Origin of the sequence: Neorhizobium puerariae, assembly GCF_042429745.1 — a bacterium.
Classification (GTDB): Bacteria; Pseudomonadota; Alphaproteobacteria; order Rhizobiales; family Rhizobiaceae; genus Neorhizobium; species Neorhizobium puerariae.
Window position 1 is genome coordinate 66,043 of record NZ_JBHMAA010000027.1, and the last position, 19,580, is coordinate 85,622.

General features: G+C 65.6%; 17 protein-coding genes. 15 read left to right on the forward strand and 2 right to left on the reverse strand.

Annotated features, from left to right (window positions below):
* Window positions 1-4: 4 nt before the first annotated feature.
* The 5 genes from ACFFP0_RS22770 to ACFFP0_RS22790 are packed head-to-tail and all read left to right on the forward strand — an operon-like array spanning window position 5 to window position 5,592.
* The gene (locus tag ACFFP0_RS22770; RefSeq protein WP_377264496.1) at window positions 5-748 is read left to right on the forward strand and encodes a CpaD family pilus assembly protein; all 744 of its coding nucleotides are present in this window, start codon (window positions 5-7) and stop codon (window positions 746-748) included.
* A 12-nt stretch (window positions 749-760) separates the two neighbouring features.
* Window positions 761-2,053 carry a CpaE/TadZ family protein gene (locus tag ACFFP0_RS22775; protein WP_377264497.1) on the forward strand — a complete coding sequence of 431 codons (1,293 nt, stop codon included), beginning with the start codon at window positions 761-763 and terminating at the stop codon, window positions 2,051-2,053.
* Between the two features lie 15 nt (window positions 2,054-2,068).
* Complete coding sequence (locus ACFFP0_RS22780) at window positions 2,069-3,571, forward strand: TadA family conjugal transfer-associated ATPase (RefSeq protein ID WP_377264498.1); 1,503 nt, start codon at window positions 2,069-2,071, stop codon at window positions 3,569-3,571.
* Window positions 3,572-3,590: 19 nt separating this feature from the next.
* Window positions 3,591-4,604, forward strand: coding sequence for a type II secretion system F family protein (locus ACFFP0_RS22785; protein ID WP_377264499.1), 1,014 nt, complete (start codon window positions 3,591-3,593; stop codon window positions 4,602-4,604).
* A gap of 7 nt (window positions 4,605-4,611) precedes the next feature.
* Entirely contained in the window at window positions 4,612-5,592 is a 981-nt protein-coding gene (locus ACFFP0_RS22790) for a type II secretion system F family protein (protein WP_377264513.1), read from the forward strand.
* Window positions 5,593-5,926: 334 nt separating this feature from the next.
* Here ACFFP0_RS22790 and ACFFP0_RS22795 read toward each other — a convergent pair whose 3' ends face one another.
* On the reverse strand, window positions 5,927-6,760 hold the full coding sequence (locus tag ACFFP0_RS22795) for a tetratricopeptide repeat protein (protein WP_377264501.1): 834 nt from the start codon (window positions 6,758-6,760) through the stop codon (window positions 5,927-5,929).
* 149 nt (window positions 6,761-6,909) lie between these two features.
* Between ACFFP0_RS22795 and ACFFP0_RS22800 the strand changes: the two genes are divergently transcribed.
* From ACFFP0_RS22800 to ACFFP0_RS22840, 9 genes are all read left to right on the forward strand, one after another.
* A complete protein-coding gene (locus ACFFP0_RS22800) occupies window positions 6,910-8,304 on the forward strand; it encodes a leucyl aminopeptidase family protein (RefSeq protein WP_377264502.1) in 1,395 nt (464 codons plus the stop codon).
* Between the two features lie 68 nt (window positions 8,305-8,372).
* On the forward strand, window positions 8,373-8,723 hold the full coding sequence (locus ACFFP0_RS22805; RefSeq protein WP_377264503.1) for a MarR family transcriptional regulator: 351 nt from the start codon (window positions 8,373-8,375) through the stop codon (window positions 8,721-8,723).
* A gap of 10 nt (window positions 8,724-8,733) precedes the next feature.
* Complete coding sequence (locus tag ACFFP0_RS22810) at window positions 8,734-9,600, forward strand: C40 family peptidase (protein ID WP_377264514.1); 867 nt, start codon at window positions 8,734-8,736, stop codon at window positions 9,598-9,600.
* A gap of 92 nt (window positions 9,601-9,692) precedes the next feature.
* Window positions 9,693-10,055 carry a hypothetical protein gene (locus ACFFP0_RS22815; protein ID WP_377264504.1) on the forward strand — a complete coding sequence of 121 codons (363 nt, stop codon included), beginning with the start codon at window positions 9,693-9,695 and terminating at the stop codon, window positions 10,053-10,055.
* Between the two features lie 158 nt (window positions 10,056-10,213).
* The gene (locus tag ACFFP0_RS22820; RefSeq protein ID WP_377264515.1) at window positions 10,214-11,362 is read left to right on the forward strand and encodes an isovaleryl-CoA dehydrogenase; all 1,149 of its coding nucleotides are present in this window, start codon (window positions 10,214-10,216) and stop codon (window positions 11,360-11,362) included.
* On the forward strand, window positions 11,362-12,969 hold the full coding sequence (locus ACFFP0_RS22825; protein ID WP_377264505.1) for a carboxyl transferase domain-containing protein: 1,608 nt from the start codon (window positions 11,362-11,364) through the stop codon (window positions 12,967-12,969). Before ACFFP0_RS22820 ends, ACFFP0_RS22825 begins: the two co-directional genes overlap by 1 nt.
* A 115-nt stretch (window positions 12,970-13,084) precedes the next feature.
* The gene (locus ACFFP0_RS22830) at window positions 13,085-15,067 is read left to right on the forward strand and encodes an acetyl/propionyl/methylcrotonyl-CoA carboxylase subunit alpha (protein WP_377264506.1); all 1,983 of its coding nucleotides are present in this window, start codon (window positions 13,085-13,087) and stop codon (window positions 15,065-15,067) included.
* Complete coding sequence (locus ACFFP0_RS22835) at window positions 15,060-15,917, forward strand: hydroxymethylglutaryl-CoA lyase (RefSeq protein WP_377264507.1); 858 nt, start codon at window positions 15,060-15,062, stop codon at window positions 15,915-15,917. Before ACFFP0_RS22830 ends, ACFFP0_RS22835 begins: the two co-directional genes overlap by 8 nt.
* Window positions 15,917-16,726, forward strand: a complete 810-nt coding sequence (locus ACFFP0_RS22840) for a crotonase/enoyl-CoA hydratase family protein (protein WP_377264508.1) — start codon at window positions 15,917-15,919, stop codon at window positions 16,724-16,726. The genes ACFFP0_RS22835 and ACFFP0_RS22840 overlap by 1 nt, the downstream gene beginning before the upstream one ends.
* Window positions 16,727-16,741: 15 nt before the next feature.
* On the opposite strand, the gene ACFFP0_RS22845 is transcribed toward ACFFP0_RS22840, so the two are convergent.
* Window positions 16,742-18,682: an FAD-binding monooxygenase gene (locus ACFFP0_RS22845; protein ID WP_377264509.1), complete on the reverse strand. Its 1,941-nt coding sequence runs from the start codon at window positions 18,680-18,682 to the stop codon at window positions 16,742-16,744.
* 212 nt (window positions 18,683-18,894) lie between these two features.
* On the opposite strand from ACFFP0_RS22845, the gene ACFFP0_RS22850 reads away from it, so the two are divergent.
* Window positions 18,895-19,377, forward strand: coding sequence for a MarR family winged helix-turn-helix transcriptional regulator (locus tag ACFFP0_RS22850; protein ID WP_377264510.1), 483 nt, complete (start codon window positions 18,895-18,897; stop codon window positions 19,375-19,377).
* The last annotated feature ends 203 nt before the right edge of the window (window positions 19,378-19,580 follow it).

Sequence of the window (19,580 nt, forward strand, 5' to 3'; positions counted from 1 at the left end):
GGTCATGAGCATCGAAACACCAGCAATCACCGCCGAAGGACAGGATGTCATGGCCAGGGTCGCAGTCAGGTCCCATCGCAGCAGGATCGCCTCGGTCTCCACGCTCGTGGCGACCGCGATGCTTCTTTCGGCCTGCGGCAATAGCCAGCTCACCACGGGGGCTATCCCCGACGACTACCGGACCCGCCATCCGATCGTGCTGGCCGAGGGCGAACATGTGCTCGACGTTCCCGTGGCTTCCGGAGATATCCGGCTTTCGACCGGCATGAAGGACATGGTGCGCGGTTTTGCCCAGCAATTCGCCGCGTCGCCGGCCGGCGTGATCCAGATCCAGGTGCCGCACGGCTCCTACAATGCAGGGGCCGCCCAGCATATGGCGGGCGATATCCGCCGCATACTGACCCAGTCGGGCATCAAGCAGGGCAGGATACTGACGGGAAGTTATGCGGCTTCTCCGACCGGCGACGCGGCGCCTATCCGGCTTGCCTACGTGACGACCAAGGCGATGACCAGCCAGTGCGGCGAATGGCCGGCGGACCTGACGGACAACACGTTCGGCAACAAGAACTGGTACAATTTCGGCTGCGCGAGCCAGAACAATCTCGCGGCCCAGATCGCCAATCCCACGGACCTCATCGCGCCTCGCGGCATGACGCCGATCGACGCGGCGCAGCGCGTCAAGGTCATCAGCGGCTATCGCGGGGAAACCACCAGCGGCGGTACGACGATCACCATCACGGGCAATTGACGGGGAAAGGCGATGAGCGCGATCAACTACGAAATCCGCACTTCCGCTGAAGACGAGCGGTTTGCCGAAAGCGAGCGCCCGGGCGATTTCGACGCCCTGCGTCCGCTCCCGCGTATCTCGATCCATGCCTTCTGCGAAAGCGAGGCCATGCAGCGGATGATGGACCGCATGGCGCAGGATCGCCGCATGACCAAGGTCAACCTGCGTGTCACCATCGGCAGCACCGCCGCGGCCGCCAACATGTTCGCGTCGGCCCCGACGCCGAACCTGATCATCCTCGAAACCGAGGCCGAGCCGAAAAACCTGCTCAACGAGCTGACGCCGCTCGCGGAAGTCTGCGACCCGTCGACGCGGGTCATCATCGTCGGCCGCTACAACGACATCACGCTCTATCGCGAGCTCATCCGCAACGGCATTTCCGAATATCTCGTCGGGCCGGTGCCGATGCCGGACATGCTGGCTTCGATCGCCGCGATCTTCGTCGATCCGGAAGCCGAGCCGCTCGGCCGGTCGGTTGCCTTCATCGGCGCCAAGGGCGGGGTCGGTTCTTCGACGATCGCGCATAACTGCGCCTTCGGCATTTCGACACTGTTCTCGACGGAAACTATTCTCGCCGATTTCGATCTTCCGTTCGGCACGGCCAATATCGATTTCGACCAGGACCCGGCCCAGGGCATTGCCGAAGCCGTTTTCGCGCCCGAACGTCTCGACGAGGTCTTCCTCGACCGCCTGCTCACCAAGTGCTCCGAGCATCTGTCGCTGCTGGCGGCTCCCTCGCTGCTCGACCGCGCCTACGATTTCGACCGCGGCGCCTTCACGCCGATCATCGAGCTTCTGCAGCGCAGCGCGCCGGTGGCCGTCCTCGACGTTCCGCATGGCTGGACGGAATGGACGCGGGCCGTCCTGTCCGAGGTCGACGAGGTGGTGATTTGCGCGGTTCCCGATCTTGCCAATCTGCGCAACACCAAGAACATGATCGATGCGCTGAAGAAACTGCGGCCCAACGATCGCGCACCACATCTCATCCTCAATCAGGTCGGCATGTCGAAGCGGCCGGAGATCGCGCCGGCGGATTTCATCGAGCCGCTGGAAATCGAACCGATCGCCATCCTGCCCTTCGATGCGCCGCTTTTCGGAAACGCCGCCAACAGCGGCCGGATGATTTCCGAGATCGATGCCAAGTCGCCTGTGGCGGAGACCTTTTCCCAGATCGCCCATATCGTGACCGGCCGCGTCGCGATGAAGAAGGCGAAGAAGGGCGGTCTCGGCGCCATTCTCGGAATGCTGTCCCGCAAGAAGGCATAACACCAGGAAACCGGCATGTTTGGAAAACGCGGAAACGAGGGATTTGGGAAAAGCGCGGGTGGGCTTGCTCCGCCGCCGGCTGCCGCGCCTGCCGTGTCCGCGCCCGTCGTGGCGAAACCCGCGACGCCGGAAGTCCTTGCCGAACCCATGCGCGACCATGCCGTCCAGCGCCAGCCCGTCGCGCCGCCGCCGCTTGCGTCCCAGTCCGCCGCCGGCCGCCGCCGGCCGGCGCGCACGGAGCTTTACTACGACACCAAGACCCAGGTCTTCTCCGCGCTGATCGATACCATCGATCTTTCCCAGCTTGCCAAGCTGGACACCGAAAGCGCGCGCGAGGAAATCCGCGACATCGTCAACGACATCATCACCATCAAGAACTTCGCGATGTCGATCTCCGAGCAGGAGGAACTGCTCGAGGACATCTGCAACGACGTTCTGGGATACGGCCCGCTGGAGCCGCTGCTCGCCCGCGACGACATCGCCGACATCATGGTCAACGGCGCCGGGCAGACCTTCATCGAAGTGGGCGGCAAGACGATCGAATCCGATATCCGCTTCCGCGACAATGCCCAGCTTCTTTCGATCTGCCAGCGCATCGTCAGCCAGGTCGGCCGCCGGGTCGACGAATCCTCGCCGATCTGCGATGCGCGCCTGCCGGATGGCTCGCGCGTCAACGTCATCGCGCCGCCGCTCGCGATCGACGGGCCGGCGCTGACCATCCGCAAGTTCAAGAAGGACAAGCTGACGCTGGAGCAGCTCGTGAAATTCGGGGCGATCACCCCGGAAGGCGCGATCCTGCTGCAGATCATCGGCCGCGTGCGCTGCAATGTCGTCATCTCCGGCGGCACCGGCTCGGGCAAGACGACGCTTCTCAACTGCCTGACCCGCTATATCGACACCGACGAGCGCATCATCACCTGCGAGGACACCGCCGAACTGCAGCTGCAACAGCCGCATACGGTCCGTCTCGAAACCCGTCCGCCGAACATCGAAGGCGAGGGCGAGATCACCATGCGCGACCTCGTCAAGAACTGCCTGCGCATGCGTCCCGAGCGCATCATCGTCGGCGAAGTGCGCGGACCGGAGGTCTTCGACCTGTTGCAGGCGATGAATACCGGTCACGACGGCTCGATGGGCACGATCCACGCCAACACGCCGCGCGAATGCCTGAGCCGTATGGAATCGATGATCGCCATGGGCGGCTACACGCTGCCGGCCAAGACCGTGCGCGAGATCATCACCGGCTCGATCGACGTCATCATCCAGGCGGCCCGCCTGCGTGACGGCTCTCGCCGGATTACCCAGGTCACCGAAGTGATCGGCATGGAAGGCGACGTGATCATCACCCAGGATCTGCTGCGCTACGAGATCGAAGGCGAGGATGCGGGCGGGCGCCTGATCGGCCGGCATGTGTCGACGGGCATCGTCAAGCCGCATTTCTGGGATCGCGCCCGTTATTACAACGAGGAAAGGCGTCTCGCAGCGGCGCTCGACGCGATGGAACGGGCCAAGGACTGAGGATCGAGGGGAACACGTCATGTTCGGGCTGGATATCACTGTCGTGGCGATCGTCGCCCTCGTGGCAGTCGCCGCGGCTGCGGTCTGCTACGGCCTCCTGTTCTCCCGCATGGAAGTGGAAAAGAAGGCCGACACGCGGTTAAGCCGCGTCAAGGCTGCCGAAACCGATCTCGCCAAGGTCAAGGCTGCGCGTGATCGCGTGCAGGAACTCTCCAAGCGCCGCAAGTCCGTACAGGATTCGCTGAAGGACCTGGAGAAGAAGCAGGAAGAGAAAGCCAGGAAACTGGGCGGCGGCAGCATCAAGTCCAGGCTTGCCCAGACCGGCCTGCCGCTGTCGATGGGGCGCTTCTACATGTTGAGCGTCGCCCTTGGCATTTTCATCTTCCTGGTCAGCCTGATCGCCGGCATGCCGATGCTTGCCTGCGCCGGGGCGGCCTTCGTTGCCGCCCTCGGCCTGCCGCGCTGGGTGGTCGGATATCTGGTCAAGCGCCGCCAGGGAAAGTTCCTGGAAGAATTCCCGAATGCGCTCGATGTCATGGTGCGTTCCATCAAGTCCGGCCTGCCGCTCAACGATGCGCTTCGCCTCATCGCTTCCGATGGCCAGGAGCCGGTGAAGTCGGAATTTCGCCGCGTGGTGGAGTCCCAGCAGGTCGGCTTGAGCATTCCCGAGGCCTGCTCCCGCATGATGATGACCATGCCCCTGTCGGAGGTGAATTTCTTTTCGATCGTCATCACCATCCAGAGCCAGGCGGGCGGCAATCTCTCCGAGGCGATCGGAAACCTCTCCAAGGTGCTCCGCGACCGCAAGAAGATGAAGGCCAAGGTGAGCGCCCTTTCCATGGAAGCGAAGGCGTCCGCCGCCATCATCGGCGCATTGCCCTTCATCGTGGCGCTGCTCGTTTACCTGACCTCGCCCGAATATATCTCGCTTCTCTTCACCGATCCGCGCGGCCACCTGATCCTTCTGGCCTCCGGCATCTGGATGTCGATCGGCATTCTCGTCATGCGCAACATGGTCAATTTCGAGATCTGAGGAGAGGATCGTGAAGGGACTTGCCACTACACTCACTGACCCGACCCTGCTTTTGGCCATCCTCGTGGCGGTCGCGGTCTTCGCGACGCTCTACACGCTGGCAAGCCCGTTCTTCGAAAGGGGCAATCTCGACAAGCGCATGAAGGCCGTTTCCACCGAGCGCGAGCAGATCCGCGCCCGCGAACGGGCGCGCATGAACTCCGATCTGTCGAAGGGTTCGCTGCGCGCGCAGAACAATCAGTCGGTCCGCCATATCGTCGAGCGGTTCAACCTCCGCAAGGCGCTGGTGGACGAAAACACGGTCAACAAGCTGCGCGCCGCGGGCCTGCGGTCGCAGAACGCCCTCAACATGTTCCTGGTGGCGCGCTTCCTGCTGCCCTTCGTGTTCCTTGCCGCTGCCGTGGTCTGGATCTTCGTGCTCGGCAACCTTGCCACGCGGCCGTTCCCGATCCGCATGCTCGCGGCGATCGGTTTTGCCTATGTCGGTTTCTACGCGCCGAACATCTACGTCACCAACCTCATGAACAAGCGCCAGGCCTCCATCAAGCGCGCCTGGCCGGATGCGCTCGACCTGATGCTGATCTGCGTCGAATCGGGGATTTCCATGGAAGCGGCCATGCGCCGCGTGGCTGAGGAAATGGCGCCGCAATCGCCACCGCTTGCCGAGGAAATGGTGCTGACGACGGCCGAGCTTTCCTTCTTGCAGGATCGCCGCACGGCGCTCGAAAACCTCGGCATCCGCACCCAGCTCGATGGCGTGAGAGCCGTCACCCAGGCGCTCATCCAGGCCGAACGCTACGGCACGCCGATCGCACAGGCGCTGCGGGTGCTCGCCCAGGAAGGGCGCGACGAACGCATGAACGAGGCGGAGAAGAAGGCGGCCGCCCTGCCTCCCAAGCTCACCGTGCCGATGATCCTGTTCTTCCTGCCGGTCCTGATGGCCGTCATCCTCGGCCCCGCCGGCATCCAGGTGGCCGACACGTTCTGATCGCCGCTTCTGATCGTCGCCGGGGCCTTGCGCGGCTTTCAGGTGAACAATTCCTGAATTCCGGTTTCACAGCGCGTTCAGCGACGTGCGGCCATGATCCCCGTGGATCGTGACGGTTCCGGCTGTTCGGCCGAGGGCGGTGGACGCGATGTGTATTCGGAGAGAACATGGCAATGCTGGCAAGACTGTGCATCAATCTCGTTCTGATCGGCGGCATCATCACCGTCATCTCGCGCCTTGTGTAAGGCGCGGTTCGGGGCATTTCCCCGAGATCGGGGAAACCGGTCCATCGCCGGTTTCCTGGGGGCCGGTTTCCGTGTGGAGGAATTCGCGCTCAGTTCGTGTTGCCGGGCTTTTCCTTGCCGTCCTTGCCCGCAAGCCTGGCCCAGGAATTCTGCTGGGACAGCATGGAGCGCAGATAGGTGACGTTGGCATCGGCCTGCTGCTGTGAAAGTTCCCTGCGGGCGATGTTCTCGGCCTCCGCGAAACGGCCCTGCAGCCCGACGACCAGTGCGAGATTCTGGCGCACGCGGCTGTCGGCGCCTGCCTGGACCGTTGCGTTGCGCATATAGGTTTCCGCCGTCCTGAGATCACCGGACAACACGTAGGACATGCCGAGATTGGAGATCACGCTCGGCTCGTTCGGTTGCGCGTCGAGTGCCATGCGGTATTTCTTGCGCGCTTCCTCGGACCGGCCGAGCTGATCCAGCACCGCGCCTTCCGCCGAATAGAGCCGCCAGTCCGGATGGTCCGGGGTCTGGGCCCGGCCGATCGTGGCGAGCGCCTGTTCGAGCTGGCCGGCGGCGGCTTGTGCCTTGCCATAGGCGGCAAGCACGTCGCGGTCCGCCGGATGGGCGATCGCCACCTGCTGCATCACCGCAAGCGCCTGGGCGTTCTTGCCGGTCATGCCGAGCACCGTTGCGTAGCGCAACCCGACGTCCTTGTTCTTCGGATCGCGGACATAGGCCGCACCGACCGATTTTTCCGTGCCGGCGAGCTCCGTTGCGTTCATTCCTTCCAGCGAAGCGGCCGAAACCTTCGGGATCGAACCGGTCGTCTGCACGTCGCGCTTCGTGGCGCAGCTTGCGACCGAGAGCGCCAGGAACGCCACGATGGCTGTCCGGGCGAGATAGGTCTTGCTGGGCGTCGGGGCGGCAGGAGCGGTCATCGTGTGGGTCTCGTAGGGTGGTCCGGTATCGCCGCTCCTCTCTTTTCGAGACTGCGGCGGCATATGGCGCATTTCCACCCCAGCAATAAACTGTTAACCCTAACAGACCGTTAAGACCAACGATTCCAGACGTTTGCGAAAGCCGCCCCATGACCCCCTACCAGTATATCGAACGTTCCTCTTCCTTCAGCGCGAAAGGCGCGGCAACAAAGCCCGTCTACGCCGTGACGCCGGCCGATCTCGACGGGGGCGGGTTCGATCCGGCGGCGCTCGCCTGGGCGAGGGCGGCGGGCTTCAAGGCGGAAGGCGGCGCCCTTCTTCTGGTGCCGGCCGGGAACGGCGAGGTGGGGAGCGCCCTTTTCGGGCTTGGCGCCGATCCCGCCGAAGCGCCGTTCATCGCCGGCAAGCTCCCGAAGCTCCTGCCGTCCGGCGATTGGCGGGTCGAGACGACGGCGATTTCGCCCGCCCGCCTTGCTCTGGGTTTCGGCCTCGGCGCCTATGGTTTCAGCCGCTACAAGACCGACAGGCAGAAGGATGTCCGGCTTTCCCTGCCGGAAACGGTCGATGCCGCGGATATCGAGCGGCAGCTCGCGGGCGTCTTCCTGGCGCGCGACCTCGTCAACATCCCGACCAACGAGATGGGACCGGCCGAGCTTGAGGATGCCTTCCGTGCGCTCGGCGATCGCTATGGCGCGACAGTCACCTCGGTCGTCGGCGACGACCTCCTGAAAGAGAACTTCCCGCTCGTCCATACGGTCGGCCGCGCGAGCGTCTCGCCGCCGCGCTTCCTGGAACTGCGCTGGGGCGAAAAGGGCCATCCGCGCGTGACGCTGGTCGGCAAGGGCGTCTGCTTCGATACCGGGGGCCTCGACATCAAGGGCGCCGCCAATATGGCGCTGATGAAGAAGGACATGGGCGGCGCCGCCAATGTCATGGGCCTCGCCCTGATGATCATGGATGCGGGCCTGAAGGTGGACCTGCAGGTTCTGGTGCCGGCGATCGAGAACTCCATTTCCGGCAATGCCTTCCGCCCCGGCGATATCTACCGCAGCCGCAAGGGCATCACCGTGCAGATCGACAATACCGATGCCGAAGGCCGGCTGATCCTTGCCGATGCGCTTGCTTACGCGGATGAGAACCCGCCAGACCTGCTGGTCGACATGTCGACGCTGACGGGGGCCGCGCGCGTGGCGCTCGGACCTGAGCTTGCCCCCTATTTCACCGACGACGAAACCCTGTCTTCAAGCCTTGCGGAAGCGGCCAGGGCGGAGGCCGATCCCATGTGGCGCCTGCCGCTCTGGATGGGTTACGACAAGGATATCCGTTCGCGCGCCGCCGACATCACCAATTCGCCTTCGGGCGGCATGGCGGGCGCCATCACGGCGGCGCTTTTCCTCAAGCGCTTCGTCACCGCCGCCAGGAGCTGGGTGCATTTCGACATCTACGCCTGGGTGCTGGCCGACAAGCCCCATGCCCCCGTCGGCGGAGAAGCCTTTGCAATCCGCGCGCTCTACAAGGTGATCCGCGACAGGGCGGCGAAATGATTCGCCGCCGAAACGAACCGGTAAGACCTTCGCCCTAAAATCCGGGGGATTTGAACCAGAGGGCGAAAATGCCGGTTGAACTGACGGCGACCGAGGCACTGGGCCTCTGGCGTCGGGTCTCGCTGGAGCAGGTGCGGCATGACGGGCGCGATCTGACATTGCGCCAGATGTCGATCCTGCTGCATATTTACCTCGTGCCGCCGCCGCACACGGTGCGCGGGCTTGCGGCCACGCTCGGCGTCACCAAGCCGGTCATCACCCGCGCGCTCGACACGATGGGCGGGATGGGGCTGGTGGATCGCGAACGCGACGAGCGTGACCGCCGCAACATGGTAATCAAGCGCACCGTCGGCGGTGCGCTGTTTCTCGAAAAGCTTGGCGACCTGATCATCCGGGAAGGCCGCAGGCCTGGATCATGACATGACGAAAATGCCCGACAGACGCCTGCACGCCTTCCGCCCCGACCTGGCCGACGAAACCCTCAGGGGTGTTGTCGTGGCCGCCAGTTTCGTCCGTGGCGAGCCTGCCCGCATTTCGGCGCCGGTGGCACGGCTGCGCCCCGCGCCGGATCTTGCCCGCGGCATCGATACGGAACTGCTGCTCGGCGAGACGGTTCGCGTTTTCGACCGCGCCGGCGGCTTTGCCTGGGTGCAGGCGGATGAGGACGGTTATGTCGGTTATCTTCCCGAAACGATGCTCGCCGCGCCGCAGGAGGCCACTCACCGCATCGTGGCGCCGCGCACCTTCCTCTACCCCGAGCCCGAACTCCGCAAGCCGCCCGTTGCCGCTCTTTCCATGGCAAGCCGCATCGCGGTGACCGGCGAGGTGGAAACCCGCGGCACCCGTTATCTCGTGCTGGCCGGCGGCGAGGCGGTGATCGCCCGTCATTGCCTGCCGGTCGCCGAAACCATGGGAGACGACTATGTCGCGGTGGCGGAGAAATTCGTCGAGACGCCCTATCTCTGGGGCGGGCGTTCCGGTTTCGGCCTCGATTGCTCGGCGCTCGTGCAGCTTTCCCTGATGATGGTCGGAAAATCCGCCCCGCGCGATTCCGACATGCAGGCTTCGATCGGTTCGCCCGTCTCCCGCGATGAGCTTCGCCGCGGCGACCTGGTTTTCTGGAAGGGCCATGTGGGCATCATGGAGAACGGCGAGACGCTTCTGCATGCCAACGGCCATACGATGAGCGTCGCACGCGAGAACTTCGAGGCGGCGGTGCGGCGCATCGGCTGGCTCTATGAGCAGCCGACCGGCTACCGCCGCTTGCAGGACGTGTCTTTGGATAACCGGCCATGATCACGCAAACGTGGGCACCGCCCCATGGAACCGGCGCCCCGGCGTTCATATCTTCGATTCATCCGCAGGTTTCGCGGATGAGGAGTCTGTTGATGCTCAAGGGTGCATGGATATTGCCGGCACTGATGCTCGTGGCGCTGATCGTCGCCGCGCTTTTTCCCGTGGAAGTCTTTGCCGCGGACCGCGACGAATTCCGCAGAAGCCAGCCTACCTATTTCAGGAACCTGCCGGGCGTGGTGCCGGAGGAGGAACGCGTCAGGCGCGATTCCTACAGCTGTTCCAGCGACATAGAATATGTCTATCGGCCGCGCGGCAGGTACGACATCCTCTATGGGGATGTGGCGCCGACGCGCGTCTATCGCTGCAGGGCTGGAAACGGTACGACCTTCACCGGCACCGATCTGCCGAATACCCAGTGGGTTCCGGGCATCAACCCGCAAGCCCTGCCGAAATAAGGGCAATCTTTTTACAAACGCAGCGCGGGAAAAGACCGGATATTGCAATGTCGCCCCGCGATCGTCGCGGGTCATTGACGATGCCGCATTGCTGCCCCACAACTTCCTGATCGATGAATCTTGGCGCACCGGGAGGAGACAAGGTGTTCCACGCAAGTATGAGATTCGCGCTCGGCGAGGAGGTCGAGGCCGTGCGCGAGACAGTCCACCGTTTCGCGCGCGAGAGACTGGCGCCGCGCGCCGATGAGATCGACCGCAGCAACGAGTTCGCCCGCGATCTCTGGCCGGAGCTGGGCGCGCTCGGCCTGCTCGGAATGACCGCCGATCCCGGTTTCGGCGGTTCGGGCCTCGGTTATCTCGCCCATGTGGTGGCGGTCGAGGAACTGGCGCGCGCCTCGGCCTCGACATCGCTCAGCTACGGCGCTCATTCCAATCTCTGCGTCAACCAGATCAACCGCAACGCGTCGCCGCAACAGAAGGCCCGTCTCCTTCCGAAACTCTGCTCGGGAGAGCATGTCGGTGCGCTCGCCATGTCGGAGCCCGGCGCCGGTTCCGATGTCGTGTCGATGAGGCTTCGCGCCGACAGGCGCGGCGACCGTTACGTGCTGAACGGCAGCAAGATGTGGATCACCAACGGTCCGGACGCGGATGTGCTGGTGGTCTATGCCAAGACCGATCCCGCCGCCGGCGCCGGGGGCATCACCGCCTTCCTGATCGAGAAGGGGTTCAAGGGTTTCTCGACCGCGCAGAAACTTGACAAGCTCGGCATGCGCGGCTCGAACACCTGCGAGCTGGTCTTCCAGGATTGCGAAGTGCCTGCGGAAAACGTCATGGGCACGGAAGGCGGTGGCGTGCGGGTCCTGATGTCCGGTCTCGATTACGAGCGCGTCGTGCTGGCCGGCATCGGCGTCGGCATCATGCATGCCTGCCTGGATGTGGTCATGCCCTATGTCCACGAGCGAAAACAGTTCGGCCAGCCGATCGGCGAGTTCCAGCTCATCCAGGCCAAGGTCGCCGACATGTACACGGCGATGAATTCCGCCCGCGCCTATGTCTATGCGGTGGCCGCCACCTGCGACCGCGGCGAGGTGACCCGCCAGGATGCGGCCGCCTGCTGCCTTTATGCCTCGGAACAGGCGACCCAGCAGGCGCTGCAGGCGATCCAGGTGCTCGGCGGCAACGGCTATATCAACGACAATCCGACCGGCCGGCTGCTGCGCGATGCCAAGCTGATGGAAATCGGCGCCGGCACGTCGGAAATCCGCCGCATGCTGATCGGCCGCGAGCTCTTCAAGGAAACCGCCTGATGGCTGTCATCCGGTCGCAGGTCAACCTGAGGAACGAAGCCGCCGAAGCCAACCGGGCCGCCATGCAGGCGAAGATTGCCGAGGTCGAGGCGGCCGTGGTGCTGGCCGAGGCCGGCGGCGGCGAGGAGGCACGGGCGCGGCATGTGAAGCGCGGCAAGCTGCTGCCTCGCGAACGCATCGCCCGGCTGCTCGATCACGGCTCGCCCTTTCTCGAAGTCGGCGCCACCGCCGCCCACGGACTCTATGGCGGCGCCAGCCCGTCGGCCGGCATCGTCACCGGCATCGGCCGGGTCGAGGGCCGCGAGGTGATGATCGTCGCCAACGATGCCACGGCGAAGGGCGGCACCTATTATCCGATGACGGTGAAGAAACATCTCCGCGCCCAGGAGATCGCCGAGGAAAACCGCCTCCCTTGCGTCTATCTGGTCGATTCCGGCGGCGCCAACCTGCCGAACCAGGACGAGGTCTTCCCGGACCGCGATCATTTCGGCCGCATCTTCTTCAACCAGGCGCGCATGTCGGCCAGGGGCATCGCCCAGATCGCCGCGGTCATGGGCTCCTGCACGGCGGGCGGCGCCTATGTGCCGGCCATGTCCGACGAGGCGATCATCGTCAGGGATCAGGGCACCATCTTCCTCGCCGGCCCGCCATTGGTGAAGGCCGCGACGGGCGAGGAGGTGAGCGCCGAGGATCTCGGCGGCGGCGATGTCCATACAAGGCTTTCCGGCGTCGCCGATCATCTGGCGCGTGACGACGCCCATGCGCTGGCGCTGGTTCGCCGCGCCGTTGCGGGCCTCAATACCCGCAAACCCGAAACGGTGGTGCCGGAAAGGCCGGAAGACCCGCTCTACGATCCGGAAGAAATCGCCGCCATCGTGCCGGCCTCGCTCTCGACGCCCTACGATATCCGCGAGGTGATCGCCCGCGTGGTCGACGGATCGCGGTTCGACGAATTCAAGGCGCGTTTCGGCACCACGCTGGTCTGCGGTTTCGCGCATGTCTTCGGCTTGCCCGTCGGCATCGTCTCCAACAATGGCGTGCTGTTTTCCGAAAGCGCCCAGAAGGGGGCACATTTCATCGAGCTCTGCTCGCAGCGGAAAATCCCGCTCGTCTTCCTGCAGAACATCACCGGCTTCATGGTCGGGCGTCGCTACGAGGCCGAAGGCATCGCCAAGCATGGCGCCAAGCTGGTGACGGCCGTCGCCACGACGTCGGTTCCGAAGATCACCGTACTGGTTGGCGGTTCTTTCGGCGCCGGCAATTACGGCATGGCGGGACGCGCCTATTCGCCGCGTTTCCTCTGGACCTGGCCGAACAGCCGCATCTCGGTCATGGGCGGGGCGCAGGCGGCCGGCGTGCTGGCCACGGTGCGGCGCGAGGCGATCGAACGCGGCGGAAAAAGCTGGAGCGCCGGGGAGGAAGCAGCCTTCAAACAGCCGGTGCTCGACCAGTTCGAGGCGCAGAGCCACCCGCTTTACGCCTCGGCCCGGCTCTGGGACGACGGCATCATCCATCCGGCGAGGACCCGTCAGGTTCTGGCTCTCAGCCTGTCCGCCGCGCTCAATGCACCGATCGAAGACACACGCTTCGGCGTGTTCCGGATATGAGGTAGGTGATGGGTGTCGTTTTTCGTGCCCGCGATCTGAAGGCTGATGTTCTGCAAGGCCGGTGCCCTGCACTCTCTTTCTCCTCCGCAAGGGGGGAGAGTGGGAGTTTGCCGCCATGCTGAAAAAGGTCCTCATTGCCAATCGCGGCGAGATCGCCTGCCGGATCGTCCGCACCGGCCACAGGCTGGGTGTCGCGACGGTCGCCGTCTATTCCGATGCGGACCGCGATGCGCTGCATGTCCGGCTTGCCGGCGAGGCGGTGCATATCGGCCCGTCGCCCGCCGTGGAAAGCTATCTGCGCAGCGACAGGATCATCGACGCGGCGCTCCGCAGCGGGGCCGATGCCATCCATCCCGGTTACGGTTTTCTCTCGGAAAATCCGGATTTTGCCGGGGCCGTCGCGGCAGCCGGCCTGCGTTTCATCGGCCCGCCGGCGACAGCCATCCGCGCGATGGGCCTGAAGGATGCCGCAAAGGCGTTGATGGAGAAGGCCGGCGTGCCGGTCGTGCCGGGTTATCACGGGGCCGATCAGGACCCGGATTTCCTGTTGGGCGAGGCCGGGCGCATCGGCTTTCCGGTGCTCGTCAAGGCGCGCGCCGGCGGTGGCGGCAAGGGCATGCGGCGGGTCGAGACGGCAGCCGCGTTCAAGGAGGCGCTGGCGTCCGCCCGGCGCGAGGCCCTGGCCGCCTTCGGCGATGCGTCCTGCCTGATCGAGAAATACATCGCCCATCCGCGTCATATCGAAATCCAGGTTTTCGGAGACGACCACGGCAATGTCGTGCATCTCTTCGAGCGTGACTGCTCGGCGCAGCGGCGCCACCAGAAGGTCATCGAGGAAGCGCCGGCCCCCGGCATGCCGGAGGCGATGCGCCTTGCCATGGGCGAGGCGGCAGTGAAAGCGGCGCAGGCGATCGGTTATTCCGGCGCAGGCACGATCGAATTCATCGCCGATGCCTCGGAAGGGCTGAAGGCCGACCGCTTCTGGTTCATGGAAATGAACACCCGCCTGCAGGTGGAGCATCCGGTCACGGAAGCGATCACCGGCGTCGATCTGGTCGAATGGCAGTTGCGCGTGGCGTCGGGCGAACCGCTGCCGAAGCGGCAGGAGGAGCTTTCCATCGACGGCTGGGCTTTCGAAGCGCGGCTTTATGCGGAAGATGCCGAGCGGGGCTTCCTGCCCGCCACCGGCATGCTCGCCCATCTCGACCTGCCGGACGATCTTGCCCGCGTCGACAGCGGCGTGCGCGCGGGCGACCGGATCTCGCCCTATTACGATCCGATGATTGCGAAGATCATCACCCATGGGCCGGATCGCACCGCCGCTCTCTCCCGCCTGTCGGATGCTCTGGCGCAGGTCCGCGCGGCTGGCGTGACGACCAACGCCGCTTTCCTTCGGCGGCTAACGATCCAGCCGGATTTCGCGGAGGGCCGGCCGGATACGGGGCTGATCGACCGGCATCTTACGGAACTGACAATGGTCCATGCCGCGCCCCCCGAGGTCGCCGCGCTGGCCGCGCTCTCGTTCTCCGGGACGCTCGCGGCCAGGAAGACGAACGATCCCTGGGCGCTCTTGTCCGGCTTCCGGTTGTGGTCCGGCGCCTCGGATTTCATCCTGCTCGAACACCGGGGACAACCCCTGCCGGTATCCTTCCTTTCGAAAGGCGAGGGGAACTACCGTGTCCTGCTGGAGGGAAGAGACGTCGATCTTCGTATCTCTTCTTCCCCGGACGCCTTCCGGGTCGAGGTCGATGGCCGGACATCCACGCTGCACGAGGTCCACGATGGCAAGGCTACCACCGTTTTCCGTGACGGGGAGAGCTGGCATTTCACGCTCGCCGATCCGCTGGCGGGAGAAGACGAGGCGGCGGCAGCCGGCGACCGTATCGTCGCGCCGATACCCGGCCTCGTGAAACTCCTGCACGTTGCCCCGGGCGCCGCCGTATCGAGAGGCGAGGCGCTGGCCGTCATGGAGGCGATGAAGATGGAGCTGGCGCTTCCCGCCCCGCGGGACGGCAGGATCGCCGAAGTGCTGGTCTCGCAGGGCGAGCAGGTGCTGGAAGGCGCGGTCCTGCTCACTCTGGAGGTGGAGGATGGCTGAATTCGTCCGTATCCACGAGGTCGGCCCGCGCGACGGGCTGCAGAACGAGAAGCGGATCATTTCCGCCCCCGACAAGATCAGGCTGGTCGACATGCTCTCGGCCTGCGGCTTCGAAAAGATCGAGGTGACCAGTTTCGTGCGCGCCGACTGGGTGCCGCAGATGGCGGACGGCGCCGAGGTCATGGCCGGGATCATCCGCCGGCCGGGCACGCTCTACACGGCGCTGACGCCCAATCTGCGCGGTTATGAAGCCGCCCGAATGGCGAGGGCGGACGAGGTTGCGGTCTTCGCTTCCGCCTCGGAAGGCTTCAGCCGGCGCAACATCAATTGCAGCATCGCGGAGAGTTTCCAGCGTTTCGCGCCGCTGCTCGACAAGGCCGCGGCGGACGGCGTGCCGGTCAGGGGCTATATCTCCTGCGTGGTCGATTGCCCCTATGATGGCCCGACGCCGCCGGTCCGGGTGGCCGGGGTCGCGGCAAGGCTGCTGGAACTGGGCTGCGTGGAAATCTCGCTCGGCGACACGATCGGTTCCGGCACGCCGGAGCGGGTCGCCGCCATGCTCGATGCCGTTCTGGAGAAGGTGCCTGCCGGAAGACTGGCCGGCCATTTCCATGACACCAACGGCCGCGCGCTCGACAATATCGCGGTCTCGCTCGAAAGGGGCCTCAGGGTTTTCGATGCGGCTGCGGGCGGTCTCGGCGGCTGCCCCTATGCGCCCGGCGCGGAGGGCAATGTCGCGACCGGCAAGACGGTGGATCATCTGGCGGTCCTCGGTTTCGAGACCCGCATCGACCGCGTCCGGCTGGCCGAGGCGGAAGCCTTTGCCCGCAGCCTGAGGGGAGAGCGCTGATGGGCGGCTACGACACGCTGACGCTGGAGACGGATGCGCGCGGCGTTGCGACGCTGACGCTGAACCGGCCGGACAAGCACAATGCCATGAGCGCCGGGATGATCGCCGAACTGGCCGATGCGGCGCGCAGGCTGGCGGCGGACGCGGCGGTGCGGGTCGTGGTGCTCGCGGCGGCGGGGTCGACCTTCTGCGCCGGCGGCGATCTGGCATGGATGCGCGATCAGGCGGCGAAGGATCGGCAAGGCAGGATCGAGGGCGCCACCGAACTGGCCCTGATGCTGAAGACGCTGGACGACCTGCCGAAACCGCTGGTCGGCCGCGTGCAGGGCAATGCCTTCGGCGGCGGCATCGGCCTGATGGCGGTCTGCGACATCGTGATTGCCGCTGAGGGCGCCCGGTTCGCGTTGACCGAGACGCGCCTCGGCCTCGTCCCCGCGACGATCGGGCCCTATGTCGTCCGCCGGATCGGCGAGGGGCATGCGCGCCGCCTGTTCCTGAATGCCCGCCACTTCGATGCGGCGACGGCCGGAGCCATCGGGCTGGTTTCGGCGGTTCGCCCGGCCGCCGGACTGGACGCCGCGGTCGAGGAGGAAGCGCTCGCCTTTCTCGATTGCGCTCCCGGCGCCGTCGCCAGCGCCAAGAGCCTGATCCGGAACCTCGCCCGCGGGGCGGTGGACGATCCCGTCGGCTACAGCATCGGCCTGCTCGCGGACCGCTGGGAAAGCGCCGAGGGCAGGGCGGGCATCGCCGCCTTCCTCAATCGCCGGCCGATGCCCTGGGCGCTCCCGAAGGACGACGGCGGCGACTGAAGCCGCGGCCCGTTCCTATCGCCGGGGGATCATGAAGCCGTCGAAGAACGCGGCAAGTTCCGCATGCGCATCGAGCGGCAGCACATGCGCGACATACTGGTCCGGCCGCACCACGACCATGCAGCCGTTTTCCCGGTCGATGCCGCGCAGGTCGAAGATGTCCTGGCCGCCCTTCAGGTCGGGGCAGAACATCTTTTCGTAATCGCGAAGCCCCAGGCGGCCCTTGGCCGGCAGAAGCAGGGCGGGCATGGCCTCCACGGCGAGTGTGCGGTGGCCCTGCTGGAAGACCGCGCGGACGTCCAGTACGGAATCGATATCCTCGCCGGCAGGCGTGTATTTCCTGACCGGCGACATGGGCGAACCCGCCAGGAAATCGCAAAGGGTCCCGAGGCGCGAACCCGCCCCGGCGCGATCCCCGGCGCCGGCGAAGGCGTAGAGGCGCCAGCGCCCGTCCGCCCTGGCCGCGTGGCCGAGCTGGACCGGCCTGGCATCCGCGAGCCGGATGACCGGGGCGGAATGGAAGCGCGCGCCGATCGCGAAACCTTGCGCCAGATGCTGGTGGGTCGCTTCGCCCGTGAGGACGGACGGGCGATAGCGGGTTGCCGTTCCCGCCGTATAACGCCCGTGCCTGACGAAATAGTCCTGGACCTCGGCCGGGTCGACGCCTTCGCCGTCCGGCGAGGATTTCAGCGGCGCGCTCAGCATCTTCGCCCATTCGCGATCGAAATCGATCAGCTCCTTGGCGATCGCCTGGCGTTCGGCCGAATAGCTGTGCAGCAGCTCGGGCGGGCAGCGCCCCTGAAGCACGGCCGCCAGTTTCCAGCCGAGATTGAAGGCGTCCTGCATGGAGACGTTCATGCCCTGGCCGGCCTTGGGGCTGTGGGTGTGGCAGGCGTCGCCGGCGATGAAGACGCGGGGCAGGCGCGTGGCGACGTCCGCCGCCAGCACGTCGTCGAACCTGTCTGTCAACCGCTGGCCGATCTCATAGACTGACCACCAGGCGACCTCCTTCACCTCGAGCGAATAGGGCCTGAGAATCCGCTGCGCCGCCGCGATCAGGTGGTCGACGGTGATGTTGCGGCCCGCCACCCGTTCGTTCTCGCTGAGCTTGTCGAGCTCCACATAGATGCGGACCAGGTAACCGCCCTCCCGCGGAATGAGGACGATGCTGCCTTCGTCCGCCGACTGGATCAGCGCCTTGAGGCGGATGTCGGGAAAGTCGGTGACCGCCAGCACGTCCATGACGCCCCAGGCCTGGTTGGCCGAATCGCCCCTGAGTTCCCGCCCGAGCGATCTTCGCACGGTGCTGCGCGCCCCGTCGCAGCCGACGACGTACCGCGCCCTGACGGTCTCCACCCGGCCTTCGTGCGGGGGATCGAGCCGCTCGAACCTGACGGTGACCGGATGGCCGGAGGCCTCGCCCCCGGATGTGGCCGGAGGATCGATCTCCAGATCGGTCAGGCGCCGCGCATAATGCGGCTCCAGCCGGCCCGGCGAGCGGCGCATGACGTCCAGGTAGAAATCATGCACCCGCGCCTGGTTGAGGATGACGTGGGGGAATTCCGAAAGCCCGTCCTCGACGTCCTGCACCCGGCCGTGGCGGATGATCCTTCCCCGCTCGCCGTCGTCCGGTTTCCAGAACGACGTCTCGTTCACCCAGTAGGATTCCTTCAGCACCCGTTCGGCAAACCCGAAGGCCTCGAACATTTCCAGCGTCCGGCAGGCGATGCCGTCCGCCTGCCCCAGTTGCAGCGGGCCGGGTTTCTGCTCGACGATGCAGGTCGAAATCCCCGGGAAGGCCGCCATCTGGGCCGCAAGCGTCAGGCCGGCAGGCCCGCAGCCTACGATCAGCACGTCGACCTCGCCGGGAAGGGAGCCCGAAGGCGCGCTTGCTTCCCCGGAAGGTTCGGAAACGCCCGGATCACCGGTCCGGAATCCGTTGAGATGGAATTGCATGGTTCTCCTCCGCATGTTGTGGCGGGCCTCCGGCCCGATGCCGGCTCCGGCCGATACCGTCCCGGGTTTCCCTTCCCGCATATCGACGGCCGGACCGCCTCGTGGTTTAAGTCCATGCGAGACCGCCCAAGGCAATTCGGCGGTCTCGGTAATTGATCAGTATGCTGATTATCAGTATACTGTCAAGCATGACGATATGCGCGGAGACGACGGTGAGGGACAACAATGACATGCCGGGGCATCTGGCCCGCCGGTTCCAGCAGATCGCGGTGGCGGTCTTCCATGCGGAGGCAGAGGCGGCCGGCTACGATCTGACCCCTGTTCAATATGCGGCGCTGGCGGCCATCAGCGCCAGTCCCGGGATCGACCAGGTGACGCTGGCGGGATTGATCGCCTACGACCGGACGACCATCACCGGCGTCGTGGACCGGCTGGTGCAGAAGGGGCTGATCGAGCGCCGCGCGAGCAGCCGCGACAGGCGCGCCCGCGAACTGCAGATCACCGGCGAGGGGCGGCGGACCCTTGAAGACATCGCGCCGGCCGTGGAGGCGGCGCAGCAGCTTCTGGTGCGGGGCCTGAGCGCCGGCGAGACGGAGGAGCTGATGCGGCTCCTGCGCAAGGCGATCGCCGCCGGCAACGAGCTCAGCCGGGCACCGCTGCGGGAGGTTGCGACGGAAGGTTCAAAGAACGGGTAGGCGGACTCGCCCCTTGGCGATCCCGATATTTTTGTTTCGGACGGGGCGCTGAAAGCTGCCTCGTAAGTATTAGTTTGGGTGACACCTCCCGGCGCCCCGTTCGGCGGTTTGTGCCCGCGACTGCGGTCCCTCTGCGATGACGGGGTTTGTGGGAACGGTGGCGTGTCCCTCCTGACCGGAGGGTGGCATGCACGCCCTCAGAC

What these genes read in the sequence shown, in the direction of transcription:
- ACFFP0_RS22770 (WP_377264496.1), top strand. Translation starts at nt 5, where the DNA reads ATGAGCATCGAAACACCAGCAATCACCGCCGAAGGACAGGATGTCATG.
- ACFFP0_RS22775 (WP_377264497.1), top strand. Translation starts at nt 761, where the DNA reads ATGAGCGCGATCAACTACGAAATCCGCACTTCCGCTGAAGACGAGCGG.
- ACFFP0_RS22780 (WP_377264498.1), top strand. Translation starts at nt 2,069, where the DNA reads ATGTTTGGAAAACGCGGAAACGAGGGATTTGGGAAAAGCGCGGGTGGG.
- ACFFP0_RS22785 (WP_377264499.1), top strand. Translation starts at nt 3,591, where the DNA reads ATGTTCGGGCTGGATATCACTGTCGTGGCGATCGTCGCCCTCGTGGCA.
- ACFFP0_RS22795 (WP_377264501.1), bottom strand. Translation starts at nt 6,760, where the DNA reads ATGACCGCTCCTGCCGCCCCGACGCCCAGCAAGACCTATCTCGCCCGG.
- ACFFP0_RS22800 (WP_377264502.1), top strand. Translation starts at nt 6,910, where the DNA reads ATGACCCCCTACCAGTATATCGAACGTTCCTCTTCCTTCAGCGCGAAA.
- ACFFP0_RS22805 (WP_377264503.1), top strand. Translation starts at nt 8,373, where the DNA reads ATGCCGGTTGAACTGACGGCGACCGAGGCACTGGGCCTCTGGCGTCGG.
- ACFFP0_RS22810 (WP_377264514.1), top strand. Translation starts at nt 8,734, where the DNA reads ATGCCCGACAGACGCCTGCACGCCTTCCGCCCCGACCTGGCCGACGAA.
- ACFFP0_RS22815 (WP_377264504.1), top strand. Translation starts at nt 9,693, where the DNA reads ATGCTCAAGGGTGCATGGATATTGCCGGCACTGATGCTCGTGGCGCTG.
- ACFFP0_RS22820 (WP_377264515.1), top strand. Translation starts at nt 10,214, where the DNA reads ATGAGATTCGCGCTCGGCGAGGAGGTCGAGGCCGTGCGCGAGACAGTC.
- ACFFP0_RS22825 (WP_377264505.1), top strand. Translation starts at nt 11,362, where the DNA reads ATGGCTGTCATCCGGTCGCAGGTCAACCTGAGGAACGAAGCCGCCGAA.
- ACFFP0_RS22830 (WP_377264506.1), top strand. Translation starts at nt 13,085, where the DNA reads ATGCTGAAAAAGGTCCTCATTGCCAATCGCGGCGAGATCGCCTGCCGG.
- ACFFP0_RS22835 (WP_377264507.1), top strand. Translation starts at nt 15,060, where the DNA reads ATGGCTGAATTCGTCCGTATCCACGAGGTCGGCCCGCGCGACGGGCTG.
- ACFFP0_RS22840 (WP_377264508.1), top strand. Translation starts at nt 15,917, where the DNA reads ATGGGCGGCTACGACACGCTGACGCTGGAGACGGATGCGCGCGGCGTT.
- ACFFP0_RS22845 (WP_377264509.1), bottom strand. Translation starts at nt 18,682, where the DNA reads ATGCAATTCCATCTCAACGGATTCCGGACCGGTGATCCGGGCGTTTCC.